The 19845-nt window shown below is 74.9% G+C and carries 18 protein-coding genes; 7 read left to right on the top strand and 11 right to left on the bottom strand.

What is annotated here, in order from left to right; translation table 11 throughout:
- Position 1 precedes the first annotated feature (1 nt).
- The 5 genes from ACFC0B_RS05935 to ACFC0B_RS05915 form a co-directional block, all read right to left on the bottom strand.
- Positions 2-2035, bottom strand: coding sequence for a dynamin family protein (locus tag ACFC0B_RS05935; RefSeq protein ID WP_376082829.1), 2034 nt, complete (start codon positions 2033-2035; stop codon positions 2-4).
- Entirely contained in the window at positions 2032-3453 is a 1422-nt protein-coding gene (locus ACFC0B_RS05930) for a hypothetical protein (protein ID WP_376082826.1), read from the bottom strand. Before ACFC0B_RS05930 ends, ACFC0B_RS05935 begins: the two co-directional genes overlap by 4 nt.
- 82 nt (positions 3454-3535) lie before the next feature.
- Positions 3536-4591: a hypothetical protein gene (locus tag ACFC0B_RS05925; protein ID WP_376082823.1), complete on the bottom strand. Its 1056-nt coding sequence runs from the start codon at positions 4589-4591 to the stop codon at positions 3536-3538.
- 87 nt (positions 4592-4678) lie between these two features.
- The gene (locus ACFC0B_RS05920; RefSeq protein ID WP_376082820.1) at positions 4679-5575 is read right to left on the bottom strand and encodes a hypothetical protein; all 897 of its coding nucleotides are present in this window, start codon (positions 5573-5575) and stop codon (positions 4679-4681) included.
- 184 nt (positions 5576-5759) lie between these two features.
- Positions 5760-6965 carry an Hsp70 family protein gene (locus ACFC0B_RS05915; RefSeq protein WP_376082818.1) on the bottom strand — a complete coding sequence of 402 codons (1206 nt, stop codon included), beginning with the start codon at positions 6963-6965 and terminating at the stop codon, positions 5760-5762.
- A 359-nt stretch (positions 6966-7324) separates the two neighbouring features.
- Here ACFC0B_RS05915 and ACFC0B_RS05910 point away from each other — a divergent pair, with 359 nt between their 5' ends.
- Entirely contained in the window at positions 7325-8248 is a 924-nt protein-coding gene (locus ACFC0B_RS05910; protein WP_376082815.1) for an aminoglycoside phosphotransferase family protein, read from the top strand.
- A 173-nt stretch (positions 8249-8421) separates the two neighbouring features.
- Here ACFC0B_RS05910 and ACFC0B_RS05905 read toward each other — a convergent pair whose 3' ends face one another.
- From ACFC0B_RS05905 to ACFC0B_RS05895, 3 genes are all read right to left on the bottom strand, one after another.
- Positions 8422-8634, bottom strand: a complete 213-nt coding sequence (locus ACFC0B_RS05905) for a 4-oxalocrotonate tautomerase family protein (protein WP_376082813.1) — start codon at positions 8632-8634, stop codon at positions 8422-8424.
- Positions 8635-8763: 129 nt separating this feature from the next.
- On the bottom strand, positions 8764-9744 hold the full coding sequence (locus ACFC0B_RS05900) for an alpha/beta hydrolase (protein ID WP_376082810.1): 981 nt from the start codon (positions 9742-9744) through the stop codon (positions 8764-8766).
- A 59-nt stretch (positions 9745-9803) separates the two neighbouring features.
- Positions 9804-10871 carry an alcohol dehydrogenase catalytic domain-containing protein gene (locus tag ACFC0B_RS05895; protein WP_376082808.1) on the bottom strand — a complete coding sequence of 356 codons (1068 nt, stop codon included), beginning with the start codon at positions 10869-10871 and terminating at the stop codon, positions 9804-9806.
- A gap of 121 nt (positions 10872-10992) precedes the next feature.
- Between ACFC0B_RS05895 and ACFC0B_RS05890 the strand changes: the two genes are divergently transcribed.
- A complete protein-coding gene (locus ACFC0B_RS05890) occupies positions 10993-11592 on the top strand; it encodes a CGNR zinc finger domain-containing protein (RefSeq protein ID WP_376082805.1) in 600 nt (199 codons plus the stop codon).
- Here ACFC0B_RS05890 and ACFC0B_RS05885 read toward each other — a convergent pair.
- From ACFC0B_RS05885 to ACFC0B_RS05875, 3 genes are all read right to left on the bottom strand, one after another.
- Entirely contained in the window at positions 11562-11840 is a 279-nt protein-coding gene (locus ACFC0B_RS05885) for a hypothetical protein (RefSeq protein ID WP_376082804.1), read from the bottom strand. The genes ACFC0B_RS05890 and ACFC0B_RS05885 overlap by 31 nt on opposite strands.
- A gap of 169 nt (positions 11841-12009) precedes the next feature.
- Complete coding sequence (locus ACFC0B_RS05880; protein ID WP_376083588.1) at positions 12010-13077, bottom strand: polyprenyl synthetase family protein; 1068 nt, start codon at positions 13075-13077, stop codon at positions 12010-12012.
- Between the two features lie 115 nt (positions 13078-13192).
- A complete protein-coding gene (locus tag ACFC0B_RS05875) occupies positions 13193-14092 on the bottom strand; it encodes a trypsin-like serine peptidase (protein WP_376082801.1) in 900 nt (299 codons plus the stop codon).
- 186 nt (positions 14093-14278) lie between these two features.
- Between ACFC0B_RS05875 and ACFC0B_RS05870 the strand changes: the two genes are divergently transcribed.
- The 5 genes from ACFC0B_RS05870 to ACFC0B_RS05850 all read left to right on the top strand — a co-directional run bounded on the left by ACFC0B_RS05870 (position 14279) and on the right by ACFC0B_RS05850 (position 19792).
- A complete protein-coding gene (locus ACFC0B_RS05870) occupies positions 14279-14776 on the top strand; it encodes an NADAR family protein (RefSeq protein WP_376082798.1) in 498 nt (165 codons plus the stop codon).
- Between the two features lie 238 nt (positions 14777-15014).
- Complete coding sequence (locus tag ACFC0B_RS05865) at positions 15015-16850, top strand: alpha/beta hydrolase family protein (RefSeq protein ID WP_376082796.1); 1836 nt, start codon at positions 15015-15017, stop codon at positions 16848-16850.
- A complete protein-coding gene (locus ACFC0B_RS05860; RefSeq protein WP_376082793.1) occupies positions 16847-17008 on the top strand; it encodes a hypothetical protein in 162 nt (53 codons plus the stop codon). Before ACFC0B_RS05865 ends, ACFC0B_RS05860 begins: the two co-directional genes overlap by 4 nt.
- A gap of 80 nt (positions 17009-17088) precedes the next feature.
- Positions 17089-19083 carry a RiPP maturation radical SAM C-methyltransferase gene (locus tag ACFC0B_RS05855; RefSeq protein ID WP_376082790.1) on the top strand — a complete coding sequence of 665 codons (1995 nt, stop codon included), beginning with the start codon at positions 17089-17091 and terminating at the stop codon, positions 19081-19083.
- Positions 19064-19792, top strand: coding sequence for a DUF5825 family protein (locus ACFC0B_RS05850; RefSeq protein ID WP_376082787.1), 729 nt, complete (start codon positions 19064-19066; stop codon positions 19790-19792). Before ACFC0B_RS05855 ends, ACFC0B_RS05850 begins: the two co-directional genes overlap by 20 nt.
- The last annotated feature ends 53 nt before the right edge of the window (positions 19793-19845 follow it).

Below are 19845 nucleotides of genomic sequence, written 5' to 3'. Positions count from 1 at the left end.
GTCAGCTCCGGCCGGGGTCCGGCGCCCCGGTGGTGCGGCCGAGGGAGTGGGCGAGGGCGAGGCCCTCGTCGCGCAGCGCGGTGAGCGAGCCGATCCGGCGCTTGGCGCGGTCGCGGGCGGCCGCGAGGTCGGCGGCGGAGGCGGCCAGGTTGCGCCGGTGGTCGGCGAGCTGCCGCTCCAGCCGGAGCCGCTCGTCGGCGATCGCCTGGTCGAGCGCGACGGCGAGCCGGTCGGCCAGTTCGTCGACGTGGCCGGTGATCTGGGCGGGGATCTCGGTGTTCAGGTCGGTCAGCACCCGGTTGAGGTGGCGGGTGGCGTCGCCGCGCACCCGGCCGAGTTCGGCACGCCGGCGGCGGCGCCGGGTGAGCACGGCGAGCATCGCGTAGCTGGCGACGGCGGGCAGCAGCACGCTGCTGGTGACCAGGGCGACGACGGTGCCGAAGGTGGCCGCCGTGCTGATCGACGGGATGACGCTCTCGATCACGCCCAGGGCGCCGCCGTCCGGGTGGGTGGAGAGCACCAACTCCGCCAGCGGGGCCTCGCGTTCGGCGCGGATGACGGCGCCCTCCCCGACACCCTCGCCGTCGCCGTCTCCGTCGCGGACCACGGCGAGTGCCGTGCCGGGGCGCCCGGCGTCCAGCACCGAGGCGCACTCCCGCCGCACCCGCTCCTCCAGGATGGCCAGGCCGCGCCGGGCGGCGTTGTCCAGCTGCAGCCAGACCGCCTCCACCTGGGCCTCCAGCTCGCCCGGGAACTCCTGGGCCAGGGCCGCCGGTTCGGAGGTGGCGATCTTCGCCTCGGCCACTTGGCGGACGTCGTTGAGACTGCGCCGGAGGCCGAGCTGGAGGGTGTTCTTGAGGTCGCGGGCCCCGGTGGTCAGGACGCGCCGCCACTGGGCGCTCTCCGACTGGAGCAGGCGCAGCGCCTCCTCGGTGGCCGCGACCTCGGCGGCCAGCGTCGGGTCCTGCTGGAGCGAGCGCAGGCGCAGCTCCTGCTCGGCGAGCGGGGCGGCGAGCGCGGCGAGGGCGACGTGCACCGCGTTGGCGAGCCGCAGCTCGGCGGCCCGGGCGGCGATCCGGTGGCGCAGCAGCGCGTCCAGCGGTTCGAAGCCGCTCTCCTCCAGGAGTTCCGCCGCGTCGCCGAGTTCGCCCGTGCCGGCGGCGTCGGCGGCGTCCCGGCAGGCCCGGTTGCTGACCGGGAACCAGGCGGCGTCGGCGTGCCGGGGGGCGTGCCGGGCGAGCAGTTCGCGGTTGCGTTCGAGGACGGTGGGCCAGGCGTCGTGGCTGTCGGTCTTGGTGAGCACGAACACCGTCTCGGCGGTGCGCTCGGTCGCGCGGGAGAGGAAGTCCAGCTCGGACCGGGTGAGTTCGCTGGAGCCGTCGACGACGAAGACCAGCGCGTCGGCGTTCTCCAGGGCGGCCAGGGCGAGTTGGGCGTGGCCGCTGACCAGGCCGCCGACGCCGGGGGTGTCGATGAGCTCCAGGCCGGCCGCCAGCAGCGGGACGGGCAGTTCGACCTCGACGTGGTGCACGTCGAGGCGGTGCGGACGGCCGGTGGCCGGGTCGACGGCGGCGTACTCGGCGATCCGCTCCAGCGGGATCGGCTCGGGGCGCGGCGCGGCGTCGGAGGTGTTCGCCGCCGTGGCGCTCGCCGTGGTGCTCGCTGTGGCGGCGGGCAGCAGGAAGGCCTCGGCGCGCGGGCGGTCGCCGTACCGGACGACGACGTGCACGCCGGTGGCGACGTCGGCGTCGACCGGGAGGAGGTCCCAGACGCCGACCAGGCTGTTGATGGTGGAGCTCTTGCCGCGCTTCTTCTCACCGACGACGACCAGCGAGGCGGCGCCGCCGGCGGCCCGGGCGGCCTCGGCGCGCACCCGCCGGGCGCCGTCGGCGGCGTCGGTGTCCCGGTTGTCGCCGGGGGTCGTCGGGGCTTCGGCGGCGGCCGTGCGGGCGGCGCGTTCGAGGAGGTCGGCGGTGCGGGTCGCGAAGTCCAGGACGCGGGTGCGGGAGGGGGCTTCGGGGCGGATCCGGGTCATGAGGGTTCTCCCGTGGCGGGGTCGGGCCGGTCAGCGGGGTCGGTGGAGGGGCCCTTCGGCGGGTGCGTCGGGGCGGGCGGCGCGGTGGGCGGCGCCGGCGGTGCGGCAGGCGGAGCGGTGGGCGGCGACGGGGGTACGGGGTCCTCGTCGAACTCGCCGAACATGCCCGCCAGGTCGGCCTCCTGCGGGTCGACCGCCCGGGTCCGCCAGCGCGGCGGCTCGTCCGCACCGGGGCGCGGGACGCCGGGCGCGGGGCCGTTGGGCGCGACGGCGGGGCGGGGCGCCTCCGGGGCGGGCGGCGGATCGCCCAGGCCGTCGTACGGGTCACGGTCACGGGCGCCATGGGGGTCGCGTCCGGTGACCGGGTACCGGCCGTGCCGGGGCTCGCCGCCGGGGTGCTGCCCGGGCGCCTTCGCCTGCTCCTCGGGGTCGTCCGGCCAGATGGCGCCGACCACCACCTTCCCCAGCTTGCCCAGGCCGCGTACGGTCCTCCCCCACCCGGACGGGCCGCGGCTCGGTCCGGGTACCGGTCCCGCCCCCGGGCTGTCCTTCGCGCCGGCCTTCGTTCCGGTGTCAGCGCCGGCCTTCGCGCCGGTGTTCGCGCCGGGCCCCTGCGCGGGCCCGGCCCCGGGTTGCTGCTGCGGGGGCGGCGGAGGTGGCGGGGGCGGCGACAGCAGCTCGTACCCGTGGCAGTCCGCGCTGGTCAGATGGGTGAGCCGGCCCGCTTCGGCGTCCGAGCGCCGACGCCAGCCGGTGACCAGCACGCACCGGCCGGGCCCGGCCGCGGCCGCCGCCCAGAGGCCGGGTGCGTCCGCCTCGGGCAGGAGGTGGCTGCCCGCCGGATGAGCGGGGCGCCAGGCCGGCGGTGTCGGCGCCGGATCCGCCGCCCCCGCCGGCCGGTCCGGCCACGGCGCGGCGACCGGCCGGGTGGTGCGCGGCTCGGCGTCCTCCCGGCCGACCGCCTCCCAGGTCGGCGCGATCCACTCGGTGTAGACCGGTCCCGCCCAGCCGGCCAGGTGGTGGGCCAGCTCGGGGAGTCCGGGGAGCCGCCCACCGGTGCCGGCCGACGCCGGCCGGTACCAGCCCACGAACCCGTACAGCGGGCGGCCGAACCGGTCCTGCACCATCTCCCGGCTGATCAGGCCCAGCTCGCAGGCGGCTCCGACCAGCACGCCCCGGCCGTCGCGGTGCAGCAGGAAGCGCGGGCCGTACTCCAGCCGGCTCCCGCCGGCGACGGCGGCGCGCACGGCGTCCCCCACCGGGCCCTGCCGGTCGACCCCGGCGGGCAGGGCCCGCCACCACTGGTCGACCCGCAGGGTCCGGCCGTAGACGACCGCCGACCAGCCGCCGGGGGCGGTCCCGTCCGCCCCGCCGGCCGTGCTCGCGGGCTCCGGCCCGTCGTTCGTCGTACTCGTCATGGCATTCGTCCGTCCGTCAGTCCCCGTCAGTCCCCGTCGGTCCCTCGGCCTCGGCCCGTCAGTTCGTCAGTCCGCCAGTCCGTCAGTCCGTCAGCAGCCGGCCGTCGCGGTAGATGGCGACTCCCCGCAGCTCCGCGTCCAGCTCCTGACAGCGCTCCTGGGCCCGCGCCAGGTCGGCCGAGGTCGCCGAGCTGCCGGCGACCAACCGGTCGATCTCCTGCCGGGCGCTGTTCTTCTGCGCCCCCTTGAAGAGCCCGCCGAACAAGCCCCGGCTGAGCGCGGCCAGTTCGCCGCGCGAGGCGTCCAGGCTGCCGGCGAGCCGGTCCATCTCCTGCCGGTTCCGCACGATGCCCTCGCTGAGGTAGTGGCGGAGGCTGAAGATGATCGGCAGGTGGAGGTTCTTCGGAGCGATCCGGCCGGCGTCCACGGTGGCCTGGGCCGCCGCGCCGAAGTTGCCGAGCTGGACGGCGCAGAGCGCCACGGTGACGCCCTCGGCGTCGTCGCCGGCCAGCACCGGCACGAGGTTGGGGAAGTTCCGTCCGGCCGTCTGGAGCGCCTCGGCCGCCCGCAGGCCGGTGCGCTCGGCCAGCAGGTCCGCCTTGGTGAGCAGGACGGTCACACCGGGGACCGGCTCGCCCTTCGCCAGCCGGCTGCTGAAGACCCGGGAGATCGCGCGGCTGAACCGGGAGATCTCCATCGGGTCGTCGTCCCGGTCGAGGTTGCCGGGAGCGCCGTGCTTGATCCACTCGGCCACGTGCTCGGAGTCCAGCGCCAGGATGATGCTGTCGGAGCGCATCAGCCGCTCCTCCAGTTGCGCGACGTCCGCGGCGGCGCCGCGCCGGTCCAGGGCGGCGTTGCCGCGGAAGTCGACGCAGTCGATCGTCATGAGGTCGCGCATGCCCCGGCGGAACACGAACTCGTAGGAGATCGGCTCCTCCGAGGTGGCCTTGGGCATCGTGCCGGTGCGGCGCAGCCGGGCCCAGTCCTCGGCGAGGTCGAGATCGAGGTCGGGGTCGGTGGTGTAGAGGTAGTAGCCCTGGACCCCCGAGGAGAGCCGGTTGTACATGCCGTGCAGGTAGGCGGTCTTGCCGGAGCCGCTGGCTCCGAGCAGGGTGAGGGTGAGGGTGGGGACCGTCATGGTGCGGTGTCCTTCGTCTCGCGGGGTCGTGGATGTCGGTGCGCGGTGGCGGTGTCCGAGCGGGGCGGCGCGGACCGGCGCGGCGGTTCAGAACGCGAGGACGTCCTCCAGTAGTTCGCCGAGCCGGTCGGCGGGCGCCACCAGCGGTTGCAGCCGCGCCAGTTCGGCGCCCGCCCGGGCGCGGTCCCGGTCGCGGATGGAGGCCCAGGACGGTTCGTCCTCCCACCAGCTGCTGAGCCGGTCCCACAGGGTGTCGCGCTGGTCGGCAAGGCGGGCGGAGGCCATCAGCCGGTCGATCGAGGCGGACAGCTCCATGGCCCGGCCGATGATGCCGAACCGGAGCGTCCACAGCACCGGCAGGGCCACGCCCTCCGGCTCCGGTCCGCAGACCAGCGGGATGAACGCCCCCTGGATGTGCCGGGTCTCCTGGACGGCCTCGATCAGCGGCAGGAACGGGCCGACGAAGCGCTCCTCCGCGTCGGGGGCGCCGAGGTCGACCAGGTCGGTCTTGGTGAGGGCGATCACCAGCGGGGTCACGCTCTCCTCCCGGTCGGCGACCGCCTGGTGGACGCGGACGACGAGCCGGCGGACGTCCTCGGCGGCGTCGGGGTCGGTGTCCAGGCGGAGGGCGTCGACGAACAGCACGATGCCGTCCGCCGCGACCAGGTCGTCGTGCAGGCCGGCGGCCTGCGGGCTGGACCTGCGGTGCTCGGTGAGCGCGCCGCCGCGGTGGTCGGTCCAGCGGAACGGGAAGACCGCGTCGCCGTCGTGGCAGAGCGCGAACTCGTAGCAGCGGGGCCGGTCGCTGGCCCGGGGGTAGCGGCCGCGCCGAATGGCACGGGCGTCGGCGAGCAGCGCGTGGTGGGCGGCGCGGTCGGCGGTGCTCAGGGTCATGCCTTCGACGCCGTCGCACATGGCGGCGTACATGAGGGAGAGGTAGCTGGTCTTCCCGGCCGCGCTGTGGCCGAGCATCACGATGTCCATGCGGTTCCTCGCGGTTCTCGCGGGTCCTCGGGCGGGCGGTCCGTTTCGGGGCGGGGCGGTCCGCATCTGGGCGGGGCGGCCGTATCGGGGCGGGCTGGTCCGTTTCCGGGCAGGGTGGGGCGCGGTGCGGCGGGTCCTGCGGTCCCGCGGAGTGGGGAGCCGGGCGGCCGGGCCGCCGTCGGAGTCAGAACCAGAGTTCGGGGTCGACCTCGTCGGGATAGTGGGCGACGCTCCAGGGGCCGGAGCCGGTCTCCGGTGCGCCGTCCCCGTCGAGGCCGGCAGCGGTCCCGGCCCCGGTGTCAACCGGGGCGGGCGGTTCGGTGAGCGCCCCGAGGGCCACGGCGGCCTTCGGGTCGGCGGCCAGGTCGGGGATCCGGCCCAGCCGGGCGGCGACCAGGTCGGCCACCGGCGGCGTCCGGCTGGCCGCCCCGCAGAGCACGACGGCCCCCAGCTCGGCCGGGGTCAGCCCGGCCCGGGTGACGGTCCGCTCCAGCAGCCCGACCGAGGCGGTGAGCGCGGGGGTGACGGCCGCCCGGTACTCGCCGCCCTGGACGACGAACGGCTCCGGGTAGCCCGGCACGGCGAGGTACACCGTGCCGGTGCTCGACAGGGATTCCTTGGCCAGGGTCAACTCTCGCGCGAGCTGGGCCCGTTGGTGGGAAACCGTGGGAGTGGGGTCGGCCCAGAGCTGCTGCCAGGGCCCGGGGTCGAGGTCCAGCGCCCGGTCGCGGAGCAGTTCGAACAGGGCCTGGTCGAGGTCGCGACCGCCGAAGTCCGGATCCCCGGCGACCGCGACGGCCCGGAAGCCGCCGCCCTCCCGGCGGAGCACGGCGGTGTCCACGGTCCCGCCGCCGAGGTCGTAGACGGCGATCGGGCCGTCGCCGTCCGCCGGGGCGTTCGCGGAGGCGTTCGCCGCATGGAAGCGGGCGGCGGCCACCGGCTCGGGCAGCAGCTCCGGCGCGTCCAGCCCGGCCCGGCCGGCGGCTTCGAGCAGCCGGTCCAGGTCGCCCGGCGACCAGTCGGCCGGGTGGGTGAGCACCGTCCGCGCCGGCTCCGTCCCGCCGCACTGCGCCCGCGCCTCCTGCGCCGCGCGGGCGAGCACGGCGCCGGCCAGGTCGACGGTGGCCTGCTCGTGGCCGTCCAGCAGCACGGCCGCCTGCCGGAGCAGCGCCCGCTTGGGGTGCAACTCGGCGCGCTCCGGCCGCTGGGCCGCGAGCTGGACGGCGGCCCGGCCGGTGAGCAGCCGGCCGTCGTCGTCCAGGCAGACCAGGGACGGCAGGTACCGGCTGTTCTCGATCTCGACCGCCGCCACCGTTCCGGCCGGTTCGGCGCGCACGGCCGCGGTGGTGAAGCAGGTACCGAAGTCGATCGCCAACGACCAGTCAGACACGGGTCCTCACAGGTGAGTTGCGGTGACGCGGGGCACACGGGCGGGCCGGGGGAAGGGCCTCCGGCGCCCCCGCGCAGGATGGTAGGGCCCCAGGGGCAACTGTGGAGAACATCGGCACATCTTGTAACAATGGCATGGCCATTGCCGGACGGGGCCCCGGTCCGGGGACCGTCCCGGGTGGCACCCCGCTCCCCCGGACCGGGGTGCCGCGACCAGTCTCGGCGCGGTGTTCGATCGAGACACCGTCAGGTGACCGAATCCGCCTGCTTCCTTATCCGTTCGCCCTGCCGGACGGCGCGTGCAAGAGTCGGAACCGGACAACGCGGGGGCCCGCCACCGCCCCGCCGAGGGAGGTTCCTTTGAGCACGCCCGGCCCGGTCGAGATCCCCGGGGCCTTCGCCGCCCGGTACGGCGCGAACGGCCCCGCCGAGCGCCGCTGGATCGGCGAACTCCCCTCCCTCGTTTCGGAGTTCCTCGAACGTTGGACACTGCTGCCGGACGGCCCGCCCGCCCACGGCATGGCCGCCCTCGTCCTGCCGGTCCGGCGCGCGGACAGCTCGCCCGCCGTGCTGCGCCTGCACCACGTCCGCCCGGACACGGCGGGCGTGGTGGCGGGCCTGCGCGCCTGGGGCGGCGACGGAGCAGTCCTGCTCCTGGACCACGACGAAGCGGGCGGCGCCCAGCTGCTCGAACGGCTCGACGCGGCCCGCCCGTTGGCCACGGTGGCCGACGACGACGCCGCGCTGCTGATCCTCGCCGGGCTGATGGCCCGCCTCACCGCCGTCCCCGCCCCACCCGGCCTGCGCCGCCTCGCCGAGGTCGCGGCGGCGATGCTGGACGAGACGCCCCGCGCCGCCCCCGCCCTGCGCGATCCCGGCGAGAGGCGCCTGCTGCGGACCTGCGCGGCGGCGGTCGCCGAACTGCTCGACGACCCCGGCGACCGGCTGCTGCACTGGGACCTCCACGACGGCAACGTCCTCGCCGCCGCCCGCGAACCCTGGCTCGCCATCGACCCCGAACCCCTCGCCGGCGACCCGGGCTTCGACCTCCTCCCCGCCCTCGACCAACGCTGGGACACCACCGGCGCCGACCCCACCCGCACGGTCCTGCGCCGTTTCGACCTCCTCACCGCGGCCCTCGCCCTGGACCGCCCCCGCGCCACCACCTGGACCCTCGCCCGCGTCCTCCAGAACGCCCTCTGGGACATCGAGGACGGCCGCACCGCCCTGGAGCCCACCCAGGCCGCCATCGCCACGACCCTGCTCCGTCATCGCAGCGGGTAGCCGGGTTGCTCCCGCGCCGGTCGGTGGTCGTGGGCGATCAGTGGGCGGGTGACGGTTCTGCGCACTGGCCTCCCGCCAGCGACGTGGCCCTCTCCCGGCGCCGGGAGAGGGCCACGATCAGCGGACCACGGCGATCGGGATCGCCGCGCGCCGCCTCGCACGCGTCATGGACGTCAGTACTGTCGCGACTTTTCGAGGAAGTCGGGGTCGGAGGCGAGGACGCCGCCCTGCGCCCAGTGCTGGACCGGGTTGGCGCGGAACAGGGCGAGGATCTTGTCGCGCGGGACGCCCGTGACGCGGTGCACGGTCTCGGTCACCTCGGTCAACAGTTCCTGCGTCTGCTCGTCGCCGGCGCCCTCCCAGGCGTCGATGGTGATGATGGGCATCGTGCTTCTCTCCTGAGCTTCTTCATCAGGGGCATGCCGCAGCGCCGGACGCGCGGCGGCATCCCCGGTCCTGGTTCACAGCCACTCGCCGATGGCCGTGCCGCCGGCACAGCGGCCGGTCGACGTACGTCACGGGGCGGACGTGTCCTGGAACCGGCGGGCGAGGTAGTTGAGCCAGGTCTGCTGGAAGGTGGTCGCGAGCCGCGACTCCGGGGCGAACAGGTCGAAGGCGTGGTAGGCGCCCGGGTAGAGGTGCAGTTCGACCGGGACCCCGTGGGCGCGCAGGCGGGTGGCGTAGTCGAGGTCCTCGTCGCGGAAGCAGTCGAGGTCGCCGACCGCGATGAAGGTCGGCGGCAGGGCGCTGAGGTCCTCCGCGCGGGAGGGGGCCGCGTACGGGGAGACGTCGTCGGTTCCGGTGCGGTCCCCCAGGATCGCCTGCCAGGCCAGGAGGTTGGTCGAGCGGTCCCAGATGCCGATGTCGGTGATCTCGTGGCTCGACGCGGACCGGTTGCGGTCGTCCAGCATGGGGTACGTCAGCGACTGGAACAGCGGCGCCGCGCCGCCGCGGTCCCGGACCAGCAGGACGGTGGCCGCCGCGATGCCCCCGCCCCCGCTCTGCCCCGCGATGCCGATCCGGGCGCCGTCCAGGCCCAGGGCCTCCGCTTCGCGGACGAGCCACCGGTAGGCGGTGAAGCCGTCCTCGGCGGCACCGGGGGCGGGTGTTTCCGGGGCGAGCCGGTAGTCGACCACGGCGACGGCGCAGCCGAGCCGCGAGCACAACCGCTTGAGCCAGGGATCGTCCTGGGCGGCGAAGCCGAGCACCTGGCCACCGCCGTGGAACCAGAGCATCACCGGCAGCGGTCCCCGGGCGGTCGCGGGCCGCAGCAGGCGGACCGGCACGTCGGGGCCGTCCTCCCGTCCGATGCGGTGCTCCTCCACGGTGACCGCCGGGTCGTCGGGCTCGTGCTCGGCGGCCGCCTCGGCCTGGGCGCGGAACGCCGCGCGGGTCGCTGCGAGGTTCGTCAGGTCGAACGCGCCGTTGGGCGTCATGGGGACGCCGTCGAGTGCCTGGCTCAGTTCCCGGTCCATCAGCAGACGGGAAGCGGGCATGATCGTGCCTACTTTCTTTCCATGGCGGCGCCGTTCGGGGCGGCGCCGGGTGGGACGGCTCAGGCCCGGAACTCGTCGATGACGACGACGCCGGTGGGTCCGTACGTCTCCAGGGACTCCAGCACCCCGCTCGCCTCGTGGAGGCCGACGGTGCGGGTCACGATGCGGCCGGGGTCGAGGCGGCCGGCGGCGATCATGTTCAGCATGGTGCCGAAGCGCTGGCCCTGCATGCCGAAGGCGCTCAGGAACTCCAGTTCCTTGACCATCATGACGTCGATCGGCAGCGCGACATCCCCCTTCTCCGCGGCGGTGGTGTGCCCGAGCTGGAGGTGGCGGCCGCGGGTGCGCAGGGACAGCACGGAGTTGCGGCAGGCCTCGGCAATGCCCACGGAGTCGACCGACACGTGCGCGCCCCCGCCGGTGAGGGTCTTGACCGCCTCCGCCGGGTCGTCCGTGGCGGCGTTGACGGTGTGGACCGCGCCCAGGGCCCGCGCGGCCTCCAGCTTCTCGTCCGTGATGTCGATCGCGATGACGTTGGCGCCCGTCGCCGCGGCGATCTCCACCGTCGACAGGCCCATGCCGCCGCCGGCCCCGTACACCGCGACCCACTCGCCGCCGCGGACCTTCGCCTGGTCGACGACGCCGTGGAAGGCGGTCATGTAGCGGCAGGCGAGCGCGGCGACGTCCGTGAAGCCGACGGACTCCGGCATCCGGACCAGGTTGACGTCGGCGAAGCGGACCATGACGTACTCGGCGAAGGCGCCCCAGTACGACACCCCGGGCACGAGCGAGTCCACGTGCTCGCACACCTGCTGGTTGCCGCTGCGGCACATCTCGCAGGAGCCCTCGCCGGGGTTCATCGGGAAGATGACCCGGTCGCCCTCCTTCCACCCCCGGACCTCGCGGCCGACCTCCACGACGGTGCCGGCGAACTCGTGGCCGAGGACGAACGGGGGCTTGACGCTCGGCCCGCCGGTCCAGAAGTTCCCGGCCCACAGGGCCCAGTCGGTGCGGCAGATCCCGTTGGCGCCGACGCGCAGGATCGCGCCGTCCGGCGGGCAGACGGGGTCGGGCACGTCGCGGACGACGAGCGGCTTGTTGAGTTCCTCGATGACTGCGGCGCGCATGGACGCGGCCTCCTCGTGGCTCGTGATGCGGCGAAAGGCTTTCGAAGTCCACCTGTTGAAGCGGTGGACCTGAAAGCTAGGCGCTTGCCCGTCGCGATGTCAACCGCATAAAGTGGTGGACATGGATGACAAGGACGGTCGACGCGAAGGGCGCCAGCGCGCCAAGGCCGACTTCCGCTTCGACGACGCGCGGCTCTGCTTCGCCTTCGCCGGCACCCTGGCCGATCGCGGCACGGACACGCCCTTCGAACGGCTGGCCCGACCGGAGGATCTGGGCCGGTGGAGCGTGGAGAGCGGCTGCACCACCGTGGCGCCGGCCTGCACCGAAGCCGACCTGGACGGGGCCAGACGACTGCGCGAGGCGATCCAGCGGACCGGCCAGGCCCTGGCGGACGAAGCCGCGCCCGCCCGCGAGGACATCGCGCTGATCAACGGCGCGGCAGCCGAGCCCACGTCCGTGCCCGAGCTCTCGGCCGACGCGGCCTCGGTGCGCCGGCACGGGGACCAGGTCGCGGCGGCGCTCTCCCTGGTCGCGCGGGACCTGATCGAGCTCTGCCGCTCGGACCACCGCGACCGCGTCCGCATCTGCGGGAACCCCGCGTGCGGCACGCCCTTCGTCGACACCTCCCGCGCGGGCGCCCGCCGCTGGTGCTCGATGAAGACCTGCGGCGCCCTCGCCAAGAAGCGCACCTACCGGGCGAGGTCGCACAGCGGGTCCTGACCCCGGCACGCGGATGAGGGCGTACCGCGCAGCGGCCCGGCCTGCCACGTGTCCGCGCCGGTCACATGGCAGGCCCATGGGCCGAGCACGGCGTCGGGGACGAGGCGCTGCCCGACGGTGCGCGCACTGACCGCCCGCAGCGCCCCGCCCCTGCCGCCCGCGAAGGCCGCGGCGGCGACCGCCCGGAGATCGGTGGTCAGCGCGGGCGCCGCCATCATGGCGAGGGTCCCGAGCAGATCGGCGAACATCAGGGCCGGTGCCGCCCGAGGAGCCGGTTGGCCCGGCCGACGGTGAGCGCGACGACCTCGGCGACGCCGAGGACCGCGCCGGCCGCGCGGAGCAGGGGACGGTGACGCCGTCGCCGCGGTGGTCCCGAGGCCGGAGCCCGCCGAAAGGCGCTCGGCCCCGGCCGGTCGCTCAGTCGCCCGGGACCACGTTCAGCAGCGGCAGGCCCTCGAAGAAGGCCACCGCCTCCTCCCGCCAGTGCGGGCGCCAGGCCGACGCCTCGGCGCGGGCCGCGTCGGCGCAGCGGCGCATGTCGGCGCGGAGCTTCGCGTCCACGCCCAGCTGTCGGGCCAGCTCGCGGATGCGGTCGACCGTGTCGGCGGTGCCGTGCGGATCGCCGAGTGCGGACTCCACCACCGCCCGCCCCGCCTCGTCCGCGCTCGCCAGCAGCGCGCTCAGCGCGTAGCTGCGGCGGCCCGCCCGGAGGTCGGCGCCGGTGGACTTTCCGGTGGCGTCCTGCTCCCCGAACAGGTCGAGGTAGTCGTCGCGCAGCTGGCCGCCGATGCCGACCAGGGTGGCGTACCGGCGCAGCCGTGCGTCGTGCCGGGCCACGTCCTCGCCGGCCGCCAGCAGCCCCAGCCGCAGCGGGGCGAGCACGGAGTACCGGGTGGACTTGTACTCGCAGACGGTGTGCAGGAACTCCTCGTCCGGGAGCGGCACGAAGTCCCGTTCGAGGTCGACGATCTGACCGGCGACCGTCTCGGCCCCGGCGTTCAGCTGCACCTCCAGCATCGCCTGGCGCAGCTCGGCCGGGACGTCCGCGTCCAGCAGGACCCGCATCGAGAGGAAGGCGGCGAGGTCCCCCGCCAGGACGGCCAGGCCGAGGGCGGTGCGGTCCGCCTCAGGGAACTCGCGGCGGTAGGCGTAGTAGGTGGAGGGGCCGCCGCGGCGCACCGGCGCGTCGTCGATGAGGTCGTCGTGGACGAGTCCGTGCGTCTGGAGCAGTTCGATGCTCAGCGCGGCCTCCGCCAGGCCGGGCACCGGGTCGGTGGTCACCAGTCGGGCGGCCTCGTACAGCAGGGCGACCCGCAGCCGCTTGCCGCCGCGCAGCGAGAGGTCCCGCAGCAGTTCCAGGCAGCGCGGGGTGAAGCGGCTGAGCGGCGGTGTGTCCAGGCGTTCCGGCAGGGCGGCGAAGTAGGCCTCGAAGCGGAGGTCGAAGCGTCGCCGGTGTCCGGCGGCCCGTTCGCGGGCGGCTGCCATGATCGTCTCGTTCACGGGGCCCACCCTCGCATCCGCACGGCGGATCCGCGTCCCCGGGGCCACGGGAGAGCCCCCGCCGGGCGAGGCCGGCGGGGGCTCGGTGCCGTGCGCGCGCTCAGGCGTGCTGCGCCCCGTTGAAGACGTTGTAGGCGTCGTCACGGTAGTAGGCGCTCACCGCCCACCACTTGCCCTGCCAGCTGTAGCCCGTGACGAAGTCGCCGGTCTGCACGGCCGACCCGTCGTTCTGGTTGTAGTTCACGAAGAACGGTCCGCCGCTGGAACCTCCGTCGAGCCCGATGCAGTTGTCGATCAGCGCGGTGGACGGCTGCTCGGGGCCGGCCACCGGCTGCCCGCCGCACCAGAGCATGTGCTCGTCCTTGGCGTCCTTCCTCCCGGGGATGCCGATGATGTGCGCGTAGTTGTTGACGGGCTGGTTGAAGCCGATCCCGGTGGCCCCGACGACATCGGCGATGTGTCGGCCGTTCTGGGTGTTCAGCACGATGAACGCGATGTCGCCCTGCGGAGCGGGAGCGTCGACCCAGCCGGCCGACCGCCAGGTCCACCAGCCGTAGGGGGCGTTCCCCGCGTCGTAGTTGGGGGCGAACTCGAAGTCGTGCCCGCCCTCCACGCAGTGCCGGGCGGTGGCGATGACATCGCGGTTGGCGCTGGAGACGACGTTGGCGGTGCAGACGCCGCCCCCGGTGCGCAGCCGGCCCGTGGTGCCCCAGACGCTGGCGGCGGCCGTCGGACCGGCGGCGGCCTTCGCACCGGCCTTCGGGGCGACGGTCGGTACGGTCGCGGGGATCGTCAGCGGCTCGCCGTCGAGGGTGCTCTGCTTCCCGGGGTTCCAGTTCGTGCGGCCGGCGTCCGCCGGGTTGATCAGGACGTGGGTCCTGCCGCTGACCTTCTCGATCGGCTCGGCGCCCTTGGCCGGTGCGGCGGACGAGGCCGGTGCGGCCAGGCCGAGGGCCGCCACCGAGGCCACGACTACTGCGAGGAGACCACGCATGCGCATGGGTGTCCCTTCCTTTCGCTGCGGGGGTGTGCTGTCTCCCGTCAGCCTGGAAGGGGCGCGTCGACAACGCGTCGACAACGTGCCAACGGCCCGCACCGGGGATCCGGCACGGCGGGGAAAACCGCTTGCGGGGGCCGGAGCGCGCCTGACACGGTGCGGATCTCCACCACACCCGCGAGGTTCCCATTGACGATCCACTTCTACGGCGCCGATGAAGTCCCCTACGGATGCTTCTCGAACTTCTCCGACCACGGCTTCGACCTCGACGGGGTCCGGTGGCCGACCTCGGAGCACTACTTCCAGGCGCAGAAGTTCAGGGGCACCCGCCACGCGGAGCTCGTCCGGCGCGCCCGCACGCCGCTGCGGGCGGCGGAGCTGGGCCGTGACGCGTCCAGGCCCCTGCGGAGGGACTGGGAACGGGTCAAGGACGACGTGATGCGCCGTGCGGTGACGGCCAAGTTCCGCGCGCACGCCGACATCCGCGCCATCCTGCTGTCCACCGGTGACGAGGAGATCGTCGAGGACACCACCACCGACCACTACTGGGGCCGGGGCAGGACCGGGAACGGCAGGAACATGCTCGGGCGGATCCTGGTGCGCACCCGCCACCAGCTGCGCGCCGAAACCGCCGACACCCTCGACGCCGACGCCCTCGACGCCGACGGCCGGGGCCCGGTGCGCTGAGCCGCGAAGCACGCGCGATTCCCCCGCCCCGCGGTCCCGACACGGACGCATTCCTGCCGACCCGGATGCACTTCGGCCACCTTTCGGCCATCCGTGCGAGACGTCTGTACGCGGCCACGGCACCCCCCTAGGGTGGACCGCGCCCCTCCACAAGTGGCATTTCCTTCACACCGGTTCACTGGTTCAACGGACGTTCAGCGCAGCCTGTTCCCACCATCGAGCCGGAAGGGCCGGGTCCGTGTCGCAGGCGTTCCAGTCCCCCGGCTTCGCCGCGCTCGCGGCCGACCGCGCGGTCGAGACGCGGCTCGTCGAGGAGCGCTGGCAGGCGGTGGCCTGGGACCTCGGGACGGGTCGGCGCCGGGTGGTCACCGACCGCCCGGGGGGCGTCCACCTGAGCGAGATCGAGCCGGACGGCGGCGCAATCTGGTGGTTCGACGCCGACAGCACCGGGGAGGGCCGGTGGCGGCGCGAGCCGTTCGCCGGCGGGGCGGGCGGCGAGGCGCTGCACGGCGTGCCGGCCGGGCGGGCGTACGGCGTCGCCTTCGACCGGACGGGCGCGCTCGCGGCGGTGGCCGTCGGCGTCGACGACGCCTCGCACTGCTACGTCGGACCGCCCGCGGGCGAGGCCCGGCTGATCGGGTCGGCGCCGGGGTACCTGAGCCTGGCCGACCTGTCGCCGGACGGTCGGCTGCTCGCCCTCAGCGGGCAGCCCGACGGCGACGACGCCGTGGTCCTCCGGTCGACGGACGCCCGGGCGGGCGGCCCGCTGCGGCTCCCCGGGAACCACCGGGTCCGGCTCTGGCCGATCGAGTTCAACCCGCTGGCACCGCTCGAACCGGAACTGCTGCTGGTCGTCGAGGAGGACGACCGCTACACCGTCGCGACCTGGCGGGCGGGCACGGGGCTGCGCCGGCACCCGCTGCTGTCGTTCGACTCGCAGATCACGGCCGGCTGGTACCAGGGGCCGCGCGGCGTGCTGATCCAGCACGAACGGGCCGGTCGGAGCCGGCTGCTCCGCGCCGAGCTCGACCCGCCGTCCACCGCGCGGGGCCCGGCGGACCAGGCCCCGCCCGCCCGGGAGATCAGCACACCCGGCGGCACGATCCACGACCTGTCCTGCGCCCCGGACGGCACCCTGCACTGCGTCTGGAGCCGCGAGTCGACGCCGCCCCGCCCCCTGGTCCTGCGGCCCGGCACGCCGGACGCGGCCGACGACCCCGGTCCCGACGACGGCGACGCCTCCCGCACCCGGCGCTGGACGCCCCGGCCGTACGGGCGGATCCACAGCTTCGTCAGCACCCCGGCCGGCGACGGGCCGTGGCCGACCCTCTTCCTGGTGCACGGCGGCCCCGCCACCCACGACCGGGACTCCTACGACCCGCGCGTGAACGTCCTGGTGGAGCAGGGCTACGCGGTGGTGCGCACCAACTACCGCGGCTCCACCGGCTACGGCGCCCGCTGGCAGCACGACTACGGCCACCGGGTCGGGCTGGCGCAGATCGAGGACCTGGCCGCCGTCCGCGCGGAGCTGGTCGCCGACGGCACGGCGCTCGCGGAGCGCACCGGCCTGTGCGGCTTCTCGTGGGGCGGCTACCTCGCCCTGCTGGCGATGGGCGCGCAGCCGGAGCTGTGGTCGCTCGGCATGGCCGCCCAGCCGATCGCGGACTACCCGGCCGCCTACCGCACCACCACCCCCGCCCTGCGCGAGCTCGACCGGCAGCTGTTCGGCGGGACCCCGGACGAGGTCCCCGAGCGCTACCGCGCGGCCGACCCGCGCTCGTACGTGCACCGGGTCCGCTCGCCCGTCCTGCTGGTCGCCTCGCGGACCGACGAGCGCTGCCCGCCCGAGCAGGTGGCCCGGTACGCCGCGGACCTGCGCCGGCTGGCGGTGCCGCACGAGCTGCTCTGGGTGGACGGCGGCCACTACAGCCGCCGGACCGCCGACCACCGATCGGTGCTGGCCGCGATGGTCCGGTTCGCCGGGCACGCCTGGTCGCCACCGCTCCCCCGAGCACCTCGGGGCGGCCGCCCCGAGGGACCCGTCGATCCAGCTGAAGGAGGTGAACAGCCATGAAGCGTCGCAGCATTCAGAACGACCCGATCAGCACCCCGGAGCGTGACCGGGGCGCCGTCGTGGTCCAGAACTTCGCGCTCGACATCACCAAGGCCGCGCCGGTCGCGCCCGCCCTCAAGGGGCAGCGCAAGCCGAAGCCGGAGCCCAAGGGCAAGTGATGCTCCGTCGCTCCGGGGCGCCTGCGGTGTGCCCCGGAGCGACACCCCCGACCCGCCTGCGACCGACAGAAGTGGCCACCATGCGTATCGTCCTGCTGCACATGCCCTGGGGCGCGATCGACGTGCCGTCGCTGGCGCTCGGGATCCTGCACACCGCCGCCGCGCGCGCCGGCCACCAGGTCGACGTGCGGTACGCCAACCTGGACTTCGTGGACTGGGCGGCCGGGACCGCGGGCTTCGGCGTGGACGACTACCAGTACTTCTCCGAGAAGTCCTACTTCCAGGGCGCGGGCGACTGGGCCTTCGCCGGCGCGCTGTACGGCGACGACCGCGACGACCGCGACGGTCCTGGCGACGGCGACGGTCCTGGCGACGACGCCGATGTCGCGCGCTACTTCGAGTACCTGGCCGCCAACGGCGCGAGCGAGCAGGAGATCGCCCTGACCCGGGCCACCCGCGCGCTCGCCCCCGCCTTCATCGCCCGCCTGGTCGAGGAGCTCGCCGCCGACCCGCCGGACCTGGTCGGCTTCACCACCACCTTCCAGCAGAACACGGCGAGCCTGGCCGCCGCGAAGCTGCTCAAGCAGCGCTGCCCGCAGGTGCGCACGGTGTTCGGCGGCGCGAACTGCGACGGTCCGCAGGGCGCCGCGCTGCACCGCAACTTCCCCTTCCTGGACTACGTGGTGCGCGGCGAGGGCGAGGCCGCCTTCCCGGCACTCCTGGAAGGCCTCCGGGAAGGCCCCCCGGACGGCTCCCCGGAAAGCGGCGACCTCTCCGCCGTCCCCGGGCTCTGCTGGCGCGACGCCTCCGGGACGTCGACGGCCAACCCGATGACCAACCGCCCGCTGCCGCCCTCGGCGATCCTGACACCCCGCTACGACGGCTTCTTCGAACGGCTCGACGCCTCCGTCGCGGCCGCCTGGGTCGACCCCAAGCTGGTCCTCGAAGGCTCCCGGGGCTGCTGGTGGGGCGAGAAGCACCACTGCACCTTCTGCGGGCTCAACGGCTCCTCGATGGAGTTCCGCTCCAAGCCGCCGGCGGACTTCCTCGCCGAGGTGCTCACCCTCGCCGAGCGCCACCAGCTGCTGGACGTCTACGTCGTCGACAACATCCTGGACATGGGCTACTTCGACACCGTCCTGAAGTCGCTGGCCGAGCTCCCGGTCGACCTGCGGCTGCACTTCGAGATCAAGGCCAACCTGCGCCGCCACCAGTTCCAGCTGCTCGGCGACTCGGGCGCGGCCCAGGTGCAGCCCGGCATCGAGAGCCTGAGCACCCGGGTCCTGCGGATCATGGACAAGGGGGTCACCGGCTGCCAGAACGTCCGCGCACTGCGGGACGCGCAGAGCGCCGGGGTCTCGGTGACCTGGAACTACCTCTACGGCTTCCCGGGCGAGCAGCCGGAGGACTACGAGTCGGTGATCCGCCAGTTGCCCGTGCTGCACCACCTGGACCCGCCGACCGGGGCGGGGCGGATCGCGATCGAGCGGTTCAGCCCGTACTTCGACCGTCCCGAGCTGGGCTTCGCGATCACCCGGCCGGCCTTCCAGTACCGCGCGACCTACCGCCTTCCGGAGAGCGAACTGGCCGAGATGGCCTATGTGTTCACCGCGCCGCCGCGCGGCATCGGCGGCCCTCTCGCGGAGCGGCTGGGCGCGGCGGTGGACACCTGGCTCGCGCGCTTCCCCGACAGCCGGCTGAGCTACCGGGACGCGGGCGCGCGGATCGTGCTCGTCAACACCCGGCCCGGGTACGACTGGCGGGTGGTCGAGCTGACCGACCCGGTGGAGGTCGCGGCCTTCCGGCTGCTGGCCCAGCCGCGCTCGGCGGCGGCGCTGGCCGCCAAGGTCCCCGGCGGCGCGGCGGCGGTCGAACCGGTGCTGGAGCGGTTCACCGCGCTGGGCCTGCTGTTCCACGACGGGGACAGCTACCTCCAGGTCGCCGTCGAGTCCGACAACCAGGTGCTGATGCGGATGCAGCACCGGCACGGCCCCGCCGCCGCCCGGCCCCGCGCCGAGGAGACCGCCGTCCGCCCCCGTACCGAGGAGGTGCTCGATGCCGTCACGATCGGCTGAGCGGACCGAGGCCGACGCCCACGCCGGTGCCGCCTCCCACGCCGCTTCCGACGCCGCTTCCGACGCCGACGCCTGGCGCACGGCCGCACCGGAGGCCGAGCTCTGGCTCGACTACGACCCCGCCGCACGGGAGCTGCCGGGCTGCGCACTCGGCCGCCGAACCCTGTCCGGCCCGGCGCAGGAGGAGATCACCGAGCTGCACCGCGCCGGGGTCCGCTGCCTGCGGCTCACCGCGCCGGTGCGGCTCTGCGCGGACGCTCCGGCGGCCTCCGCGCGGGCACTGATGCTGCTGCGCGAGGCGACCGGGCAGGGGCTCGCCGTCCTCTGGCAGGCGGTCTGCACGGACGGCTGCGCGGCGCGGCGCCGCTTCCACCACCTGTTCCCGCCCGAGGAGTCGCGCGGCCTCCCCGAGGACGTGGCCGCCGACTGGCGCGCCACCTACTTCCCGAGCAAGTGCGTCTTCCGGCGCGGCCCCGGCTTCGTCGAGGTGCGCGACCGCCGGTTCGGGACGCTGGAGCTGTTCACCATCGACGAGCCCGGCCACCTGGCCCAGCTGGACGCGCTGGCCGAGGGCGTCGAGGTCGGCCAGCTGCCGGACGCCGTCCACCGGGACCTCACCGAGGCCGGGCTGATCGTCGAACAGGCCGGGCGCGCCTGGTTCCTGCCCATGCGGGTGCGCCGCTGGCCCTTCCCGTCGCTGACCGTGTAGCGCGCGTCCGGCGCCGAGTCCACCACCGAGTCCGAGCCCGAGTCCCAGGAGAG

It is taken from the genome of Kitasatospora sp. NPDC056184 (genome assembly GCF_042268405.1).
Classification (GTDB): Bacteria; Actinomycetota; Actinomycetes; order Streptomycetales; family Streptomycetaceae; genus Kitasatospora.
The sequence above is the reverse complement of the archived record's forward strand: the minus strand, read 5'-3'. Positions and strand labels throughout refer to the sequence as shown.

Bases quoted from the DNA above. Each gene is read 5' to 3' on its own strand.
- ACFC0B_RS05880 (WP_376083588.1), bottom strand. From the start codon at position 13,077: ATGGCAGCCGCCCGCGAACGGGCCGCCGGACACCGGCGACGCTTCGAC.
- ACFC0B_RS05930 (WP_376082826.1), bottom strand. From the start codon at position 3,453: ATGACGAGTACGACGAACGACGGGCCGGAGCCCGCGAGCACGGCCGGC.
- ACFC0B_RS05905 (WP_376082813.1), bottom strand. From the start codon at position 8,634: ATGCCCATCATCACCATCGACGCCTGGGAGGGCGCCGGCGACGAGCAG.
- ACFC0B_RS05855 (WP_376082790.1), top strand. From the start codon at position 17,089: ATGCGTATCGTCCTGCTGCACATGCCCTGGGGCGCGATCGACGTGCCG.
- ACFC0B_RS05860 (WP_376082793.1), top strand. From the start codon at position 16,847: ATGAAGCGTCGCAGCATTCAGAACGACCCGATCAGCACCCCGGAGCGT.
- ACFC0B_RS05885 (WP_376082804.1), bottom strand. From the start codon at position 11,840: ATGTTCGCCGATCTGCTCGGGACCCTCGCCATGATGGCGGCGCCCGCG.
- ACFC0B_RS05890 (WP_376082805.1), top strand. From the start codon at position 10,993: ATGGATGACAAGGACGGTCGACGCGAAGGGCGCCAGCGCGCCAAGGCC.
- ACFC0B_RS05900 (WP_376082810.1), bottom strand. From the start codon at position 9,744: ATGCCCGCTTCCCGTCTGCTGATGGACCGGGAACTGAGCCAGGCACTC.
- ACFC0B_RS05925 (WP_376082823.1), bottom strand. From the start codon at position 4,591: ATGACGGTCCCCACCCTCACCCTCACCCTGCTCGGAGCCAGCGGCTCC.
- ACFC0B_RS05920 (WP_376082820.1), bottom strand. From the start codon at position 5,575: ATGGACATCGTGATGCTCGGCCACAGCGCGGCCGGGAAGACCAGCTAC.
- ACFC0B_RS05895 (WP_376082808.1), bottom strand. From the start codon at position 10,871: ATGCGCGCCGCAGTCATCGAGGAACTCAACAAGCCGCTCGTCGTCCGC.
- ACFC0B_RS05875 (WP_376082801.1), bottom strand. From the start codon at position 14,092: ATGCGCATGCGTGGTCTCCTCGCAGTAGTCGTGGCCTCGGTGGCGGCC.
- ACFC0B_RS05935 (WP_376082829.1), bottom strand. From the start codon at position 2,035: ATGACCCGGATCCGCCCCGAAGCCCCCTCCCGCACCCGCGTCCTGGAC.
- ACFC0B_RS05850 (WP_376082787.1), top strand. From the start codon at position 19,064: ATGCCGTCACGATCGGCTGAGCGGACCGAGGCCGACGCCCACGCCGGT.